Below are 7,771 nucleotides of genomic sequence, written 5' to 3' on the forward strand. Positions count from 1 at the left end.
GCGTTGCGCGGTCGGGTCGTCGTGCGAAGAGCTCGGTTATCATTTAAGGCAGGGGCACTTCAAGTCGGTGCTTTCGCCCGGGGGCGGGAGCGCGGAAGGCTTGCCCCGGGTCAGACGTTGATGGGATACGCGCCCATGCAGCCGGTGTCACTCCCTCGAAGGTGGGGCCGGGCTTGCGTTCAACCTCTGACCTTGAGAGCGGCTTATGGCTTCTGTGACCTTCGATGATCGATTTATGCGCGAGCTTCCCGGCGATGCGCTCAGCGAGCGGCGCCCGCGCCAGGTGCGGGCGTGTTACTCGCCGGTGGAGCCCACCGAAGTTGCCGCTCCCGAGGTTGTGGCGGTTTGGCCGGAGGTCGCCGAGCTGGTGGGGTTTGATGAGGACTTTGTGCAGTCGGAGCGCTTTGCGCAGGTGATGGCGGGTAACGCCCTGCTCGATGGGATGCGACCTTATGCCGCATGCTACGGGGGGCATCAGTTCGGCAACTGGGCCGGGCAGCTGGGCGACGGGCGAGCGATCACGCTGGGGGAGGCGCTGCACCCGGAGACGGGGGCGCGCCATGAGCTGCAGCTTAAGGGGGCGGGGATGACGCCTTACTCGCGCATGGCTGATGGGAGGGCGGTGCTGCGCTCGTCGATTCGCGAGTTTTTATGCAGTGAGGCGATGTTTCATCTGGGCGTGCCGACGACGCGCGCGCTGAGCCTTGTGCTGACGGGTGAGCAGGTGATGCGCGATAAACTCTACGACGGTCGGCCGGCCCCGGAGCCCGGGGCGGTGGTGTGCCGGGTGGCCCCGAGTTTTTTGCGTTTTGGGAGCTATGAGATTCACGCGGCCCGCAAGGATCTGGATATCTTGCGGGGGTTGGTGGAGCACACGATCCGCCACTATTTTCCGCATCTTCTGGGCGAGGATGTGGCGAGTGGTTCAAGCGCGGCTGCGAGCGACGTGCCGGTCAGTGATGCGCATATTGTCGCGTGGGTTCGGGAGGTTGCCGAGCGCACCGCCTCGATGGTGGTGGGCTGGATGCGCGTGGGTTTTGTGCACGGGGTGATGAACACCGACAACATGTCGATCCTGGGCCTGACGATCGACTACGGCCCCTACGGCTGGCTCGATAACTTTGATCCGGGCTTTACGCCCAACACCACCGACCGGGGGCAGCGTCGCTACCGCTACGGCTACCAGCCCGACGTGGCGTACTGGAACCTTTATAAGCTCACCAACGCGGTGGCCGCGTTGGTTGAGGATGCGACGCCTCTGCAGGAGGCGCTCGATCATTTCCCCGCCGTCTACAGCGAGCTGCAGCTCGATATGATGGCTGAGAAGCTGGGGCTGGCGAGCCTTGAGGGCTCTCGCGATGAGGCGCTGGTCGAGGGGTTGATGGCGATGCTCGCGCGGGTGGAGACCGATTATATCCTCTTTTATCGCGGACTTGCCGAGGTGCGTTGCGAGGGGGTTGAGGCTGATGCGGTGGACGCGGAGGTGTTGCGGGCGCCCTTGATGGAGGCCTATTACTCGCCGGATTCCCATAACGATGAGGACTGGGAGGCAATCGACGCCTGGCTGCGCGCGTATGTGGCGCGGGTGCAAAAAGATGGCACACGTGATGAGGCGCGGCGCGAGGCGATGAACGCGGTCAATCCGATCTACGTGCTGCGAAACTACCTGGCGCAGGAGGCGATCGACCAGGCGGAGGCGGGCGACTTCTCGGGGGTCTATTCTCTGATGGAGGTGCTGCGCGCCCCCTATGAGGAGCGGTCGGAGTGGGGGCGTTTTGCGAAGAAGCGGCCGGACTGGGCGCGGGATAAGTTTGGGTGTTCGATGTTGTCGTGCAGTTCGTGAGGTGATGAGGGGGAAAGCGACGGGCGTAAAAAGAGCCGACTCCCGGGAGAGGGAGCCGGCTCTTTTTACGTGCGTTGTGAACGACCCGAATTCTGGTGGGATCGACCGACCGAGGGTCGTGCAAGGTCGAGTGTTTATGCGGGGAATCGGCGATGAAGGGGGTGTTGTTATGTTGGCGACTACAAAATTACGGTGGCGTTAGTCCAACTCTTCTTCGTCCTTTTTATCTCCCTCAACGACTTCCAACTCTTCGGGCTCTTCGTCGCCGCTTGAGGGTGGGGAGAGGAACCCGTGGAGCACAAACCCATCCTGACGAGGCTGTCCGACGGGCGGCAACGCGGCGGGTTGGGAGTGAATGTCGGGCTTGATTTCAAAACGCGCGAGGGCGGCTCTGTAGGAGAAGTCGGTGAGGATTCCCGTGTCCTGAGCGATTTGAAGAGCGGTTGTGAAATGGTTGTATGTGTGTTCGAGAAGTTGCGTCGTTTTATCCTCGAGAATGCCTTTGTATACGAGTTTCTGGTCTTCGCGCAGCTCCTCCGGGACGGGGGACTGTCGAAACATTGTGACAAACCCAAGGTAGCCTTCGCCAATGCGGTAGGTAGCCGCGACCGCCCATTGTGGACTTTCGTATAGAATGACCGCCTTATAGAGGTCATGGGCTTCGTTAAGTGCCTGGACTTTTGCTTCTGCCTGGTTCCTTAGACGTTCAGGTTCGGTGGCGTCCATCTTCAGGGCCATAGCGCGTTCATTGGCGTCTTCTGCCAGCATGAAGGCCGCGTGTGCTGCAGGCTCGCGGTGGAGGTGTTGTTGGTCTTCGTCGAGCGTCTCATAGGTTTCGAGTGCCTGGCGAAAGCTGGAGAGTGCGGCGTCTCGGTCTTCGCGCGCCCATTGCTCCAATCCCGCTTTAAGGTGAACTTCTACGGCCGTGGGTTCGGTGTAGGTGTCGTCAGGTGACGAGGACCGCGTGGAGATGTTCTGGTGTGCGAGCGGGTGGTCTGGCGAGAGCTGGAGGGCCGTCTCGAAGTGGCGTTGCGCCTGGCCGTCGTTGCGGGCATCGGCAGCGAGTATGCCCAGGTTGATGTGGGCGGCGCTGAGTTTGGGGTCGAGCTCCAGGGCGCGGGTGTAGTGGTCGCGGGCCCGGTCGGGCTCATTGCTGATGTGGGCGAGGAGGCCGAGGTTGTAGTGGGCCAGTGGATAAGCGGGCGCGCGCTCAACCAGGGCCTTGAGCCGTGTTCGCACAGCTTCCAGATCGCTGCCGTGGGTGTCGTAGAGAAAGGTCAGGATGTCGTTGAGTTCGGCGGCGGCGTCGATGGGGGCGTCGTGGGGGAACTCAAGGGGGGCGGCCGGCTCGGTGGTGGTCGTGGGGGCACCGGCGCAGGCGGTGAGGAGGAGGGTGAGGCAGGCGGCGAATAGCCGGAGACTTTTCTGGAGGTTGGGGTGCATGTGAGGTCCGTTTTCAGGCGATGAGATGGGCGGCTGATCACGCACATGGACACGGTGGAGAGGTTGTGGGGGAAGTATGGCACAGGTGGCGAGGGGGATGAAAGTCGGGGGGTATGGCCGACCGGGGGTCGTGCAAGGTTGAGTGTTTATGCGGGTGTGGGGCGGTTTTGATGTGGGCCGTTGATGCGGAGCGAGGGTTGTACGAAGTGGCACGTGGGAGCGGGTTTTCGGGCATGGTGCGCCCGGAGTATGCATGACCCGGGGTCGTACCGTGTGCATGACCGGGGTCGCGCAAAGTTGAGTGCTGGTGCGGGTATTCGGGTGTTTTGTGACGGGGGTTGCATGACCCAGGGTCGTACCATGTGCATGACCGGGGGTCGCGCAAAGTTGAGTGTTAGTGCGGGTGTTCGGGTGTTTTGTGACCCGGGTTAGCATGACCGAGGGTCGTACCGTGTGCATGACCGGGGGTCGCGCAAAGTTGAGTGTTGGTGCGGGTGTTCGGGGGTTTTGTGACCCGGGTTAGCATGACCGAGGGTCGTACCGTGTGCATGACCGAGGGTCGTGCAAGGTTGAGTGTTTATGCGGGTGAGCGGGCGATTTCGTGGTCCTGCGCGATGTGAAGAGCGCCGGGGTAGCGCATTTGTGAGGGTCATGTGCTCACCGATTGGTACCAGGCTTCGAAAGCGTATTGCTCGACGAGCGCGCGCTGCACCAGCGCGGTGGGAATGAGACGCATGCCGAGGTTGCGGATGCCCCTGGCCAGGGGGTTCTTCCACTGGGCGATGCGGCCGGTGTCAAAGGAGCGTTTTACAAAAAGGTTGGCGCGCGCGATGCGCTGGCGCTCGTAGAGGCGCAGGGCCTGCTCAATGTTCGGGGTAGTTTGAAGGGCGCGGCCCAGCACCACGGCGCTCTCGACGGCCTGGCAGCCGCCCTGGCCGAGGTTGGGCATCATGGGGTGGGCGGCGTCGCCCAGGAGGGTGACGCGGCCTCGGCCCCAGGTTGGGATCGGGGGGCGGTCGAGACAGTCGGTGGCGATGATGTCGGCGGGGGAGGTGGCGTGCAGGAGCTCTTCGACCGGAGCGGCCCAGCCTTCAAACATGGCTAAGAGGTGCTCAAGGGCGGGGTCTTTGGCCGGGGAGTTCTGGGGGGCTTCGGCCACGGCGAACCAGTACACTTTGTCGGTGGCGATGGGCACCAGGCCAAAGCGTTTGCCGGCGCCCCACATCTCGGTGGTGGCGAGGCCTTTGGAGGGCATTGTGGCGACGCCGCGCCAGGAGGTGTAGCCGTCGTAGCGCAGGGGTTCGTCGCCCAAAAGCGAGCGGCGCACCACCGAGTGCAGGCCGTCGCAGCCGATGAGGGCGGTAAAAGACGTTTGAGTGCCGTCTTCAAAGGTGATGTGGACGGCGTCGTCGCGCTGCTCGATGTGCGTTGCGCCGGCGTTGAATACGAGCACGTCTTGAAGCCCCTCGGCCAGGGCATGGATGAGAGCGCGGCGGTGGATGGCCACACCGGGCCAGGCGATCTTCTGGCCGAGCGCGCCGAAGTCGAGCGATTGTAAGGGGGAGCCCTTCCAGGTGGTGATCTGCGCTCGATCGATGGTGTGGCCCTTGTCGTGCACGCGTTCGGCCAGCCCCAGGCTTGCCAGGGCCTCCATGGCGTTGGCCTGCATGGTGATGCCTGCGCCCAGGGCGCGAAGTTGCGGGGCGCGCTCGAAGACGCGCACGTTGATGCCGGCCTTTAATAGGGCGTGGGCGGCGGTGAGCCCGCCGATTCCGGCGCCGATGATGGCGATTTCTTTCATGGTTTTCTCCTGCAGAAGTGGACGCCTCGCTACTGTGGGGATTATCGGGGAGGTGTGGTGGGGTCGGTACTCGCATTTCTGAAGGAGGATGAGCATGGTCGAGCATGATGAGACGCAGCCGCGCAAGGAGCCTGTTCAGGAGCGCTCACGCGCGCTGGTGGAGGCGCTGATCGAGGCGACGGCTCGCATTCTGCAAGAAGATGGCATCGAGGCGCTGACGACCAATCGGGTGGCGGAGGTGGCGGGCACGAGCATCGGGTCGCTCTACCAGTATTTTCCCAACAAGGAGGCGTTGCTGGCGGCGCTCGTGGAGCGGGAGCTTGCGCGGGATATGGAGCTTGTGCGGGCAGTGGTTGCCGGCGGTCGCGGGATGACGCTGCGCGAAGTTATGGCGCAGGTCTGCGAGCGTCTCGTGGCGCAGAACCGGCGCCGCGGTGAGCTTCACCGGGTGATACTTCCGCGGATCGATGAGGTGCATCGCGGGGAGCTTGTGCAGCGGGAGCGGGAGGGGCTGGGGGCGTATTTTCGAGCGCTGGTGGAGGCGCATCGCGACGAGCTTCCGGCGAGGCTTCGGGAGGGGGAGGGGGCAGCGCGGCGTCGGGAGTGCGCGATGTTTGTGGCGATGAGTGCCATGGAGCAGGCGCTTAATGCCATCAAGGTCGATGCGCCGCAGATGCTGGAGCAGCCGGAGCTTGGGGAGTTGCTGCTGCGGATCTTTGAGGCGGTGATGTTGCAGGAGTAGGGAGGTGAGAGGGGCGTGTGGGTGGGGTGGTGAACAGGCGCAGAGGCGCATGAATAAAGGGGGATGTTCGACTCCCGGTCGTGCACGCGTGAGATGACGTGAACGACCGGGGGTCGCGCAAGGTTCTTTGTTTATGCGGGGATCGGCTGTTGGACAGCGTCGAGTTTTCCGCGGGGAGAAGGGCGGTGAGCAAAAAAGCCGACCCTGGTCGGGGTCGGCTTCTTTAAAAGCGTGTTTCGAGCGGAGCACCACGCGCTGTAAACCCGCGAGCGCATGGTGGTGCTCACTCAGTAGGCGGCCTGAAGCTCAGAGCAGCAGTTGGACTCGGTGCAGCTTGTCGCCGCGTCTTCGTCTTCAAGTTCGCTGCAGCCGGCGTCTTCTTCGCAGGTGGTCAGGGCTGCGGCGGCGTCGCGGCAGGCCTGGTCGACTCCGCAGCTGTCCAGGTAGTCCAGGGTGCAGGAGTCGCAGGCGGCCGGGTTGAGACCACCGGCGCACTCTTCGTCTTCCATCACGCAGTTGAAGCTGCAGGTGGCCATGCACTCGGCATAGGGGCAGCAGACGCCGTCGCCGCTCTCGCAGTACTCGTAGCCCTGGCAGGCGTTGGGCTGGTCGTCGTTATCGTCGGGCTGCTCATCGTCGTTGTCGGGCTCATCGGCCGGAGGGCAGTTGAGCGAGCCGCTCATCGCGTAGACGGGCACGTCGAAGTTCCCGGAGAGGGTGCGGCTGCTCTCGTCCATCTCGCTATACAGGACGACGTTATTGAAGGAGCCGACGACCTTGTCGCCGATGGCCTTGGGGCAGCTGGTCAGCTTGACGGTGCCTTCATCGAGGGTGTTGAAGGTGTCGCCGCCGAGGGGATCGAGCAGGGTGACGAAGGTGCCCTCCGGGGGCTCGGAGAGGGCGAAGTCGCCGGTGGCGTAAGTGTTTTGCGCGGTGTCGATGACCGCGTTGATGGCCACGCCGCTGCCGTCCTGCATCAGGATGGTGATGACGCCGCCGGCAATGGAGGCGCCCCAGCTTTCTTCGGAGGTTTCGTCGCTATTGATGCTTCCACTGTAGGTCTGGGAGGTGCCGCCGTTGGAGAACTCTACCTCAAACGAGCTCGTGGAGGGGGTTCCCTCGCGCGGGTCGCTGTCGGTGGGGTCGCTGTCTTCGCCGCAGGCAGCCAGGCTCAGCGATGCGGCCAGGCCAAGGGCCAGGAGGGAAGAGGGGGGGGTGATGCCATTCATCCAGTTCAGGATCGTGCTCCAAACAATTGGGGTTATGAGGCCCGCGCTCGCCAGGGTGATGTCGCCGGGGGCGACACAGTGGCGGTGAAAAGGCCCGCGTTCATTGAGACGAGCCGGCGAGGATCCCGGGGGCTCCAGCCAGGCTCGGTGCGAAGTACGAGGGGGGGGAGGTATTCAAAGGTGGTGACTGGCAAGTCAATGTTGGTGCGGGCGGGAGTGGTGTAGCGGTACGACCGGGGGTCGAACAAGGACCAGTAGATATGCGGGTGATCGCGGAGTTAGGGGTGGTGGGAAGTGGTGCGGGTCGTGGAGGGGAGGTGAGGGTGAAAGTGTTGAAAAAAAATAAAAAAAATAAGGGTGGTGGGAAGTGGTGCGGGTCGTGGAGGGGAGGGTGAAAGTGCTGATGAGGCGCATAGATAAAGGGTGATGTTCGACTCCCGGTCGGTATGAGGTTGTGGAAAACGACCGGGGGTCGTGCAAGGTCCAGGAAGTATGCGGGTGATCGCGGGGTTGGGGGGCGAGTGAGGGTGGTGGGAAGTGGTGCGGGTCGTGGAGGTGAGTGTGAAAGTGTTTATGGGGCGCATAGATAAAGGGTGATGTTCGACTCCTGGACGGGATGAGGTTGGGTGATGGAAGCCGACCGGGGGTCGTGCAAGGTCCAGTAAATATGCGGGTGAGCGCGGGGTTGGGTGGCGGATGATGAGGGATGGGAG

At 63.2% G+C, this 7,771-nt stretch carries 5 protein-coding genes; 2 read left to right on the forward strand and 3 right to left on the reverse strand.

The window, feature by feature from the left end; all coding sequences use genetic code 11:
* Positions 1-205: 205 nt before the first annotated feature.
* Positions 206-1,843: a protein adenylyltransferase SelO gene (locus tag FRC98_RS19025; protein ID WP_146983027.1), complete on the forward strand. Its 1,638-nt coding sequence runs from the start codon at positions 206-208 to the stop codon at positions 1,841-1,843.
* Between the two features lie 198 nt (positions 1,844-2,041).
* Here FRC98_RS19025 and FRC98_RS19030 read toward each other — a convergent pair whose 3' ends face one another.
* Both FRC98_RS19030 and FRC98_RS19035 read right to left on the reverse strand, forming a co-directional pair.
* Complete coding sequence (locus FRC98_RS19030; protein WP_230467802.1) at positions 2,042-3,286, reverse strand: tetratricopeptide repeat protein; 1,245 nt, start codon at positions 3,284-3,286, stop codon at positions 2,042-2,044.
* A 649-nt stretch (positions 3,287-3,935) separates the two neighbouring features.
* Positions 3,936-5,087, reverse strand: a complete 1,152-nt coding sequence (locus tag FRC98_RS19035) for an FAD-dependent monooxygenase (protein ID WP_230467803.1) — start codon at positions 5,085-5,087, stop codon at positions 3,936-3,938.
* A gap of 94 nt (positions 5,088-5,181) precedes the next feature.
* On the opposite strand from FRC98_RS19035, the gene FRC98_RS22095 reads away from it, so the two are divergent.
* A complete protein-coding gene (locus FRC98_RS22095) occupies positions 5,182-5,829 on the forward strand; it encodes a TetR/AcrR family transcriptional regulator (protein ID WP_283808891.1) in 648 nt (215 codons plus the stop codon).
* A 287-nt stretch (positions 5,830-6,116) separates the two neighbouring features.
* Here FRC98_RS22095 and FRC98_RS19045 read toward each other — a convergent pair whose 3' ends face one another.
* Positions 6,117-7,058: a hypothetical protein gene (locus FRC98_RS19045; RefSeq protein ID WP_146983031.1), complete on the reverse strand. Its 942-nt coding sequence runs from the start codon at positions 7,056-7,058 to the stop codon at positions 6,117-6,119.
* Positions 7,059-7,771 lie beyond the last annotated feature (713 nt).

This window comes from Lujinxingia vulgaris, assembly GCF_007997015.1.
Lineage (GTDB): Bacteria > Myxococcota_A > Bradymonadia > Bradymonadales > Bradymonadaceae > Lujinxingia > Lujinxingia vulgaris.

Coding starts and splice junctions, on each gene's coding strand:
- FRC98_RS19025 (WP_146983027.1), top strand. CDS start 206: ATGGCTTCTGTGACCTTCGATGATCGATTTATGCGCGAGCTTCCCGGC.
- FRC98_RS19030 (WP_230467802.1), bottom strand. CDS start 3,286: ATGCACCCCAACCTCCAGAAAAGTCTCCGGCTATTCGCCGCCTGCCTC.
- FRC98_RS19035 (WP_230467803.1), bottom strand. CDS start 5,087: ATGAAAGAAATCGCCATCATCGGCGCCGGAATCGGCGGGCTCACCGCC.
- FRC98_RS22095 (WP_283808891.1), top strand. CDS start 5,182: ATGGTCGAGCATGATGAGACGCAGCCGCGCAAGGAGCCTGTTCAGGAG.
- FRC98_RS19045 (WP_146983031.1), bottom strand. CDS start 7,058: ATGAATGGCATCACCCCCCCCTCTTCCCTCCTGGCCCTTGGCCTGGCC.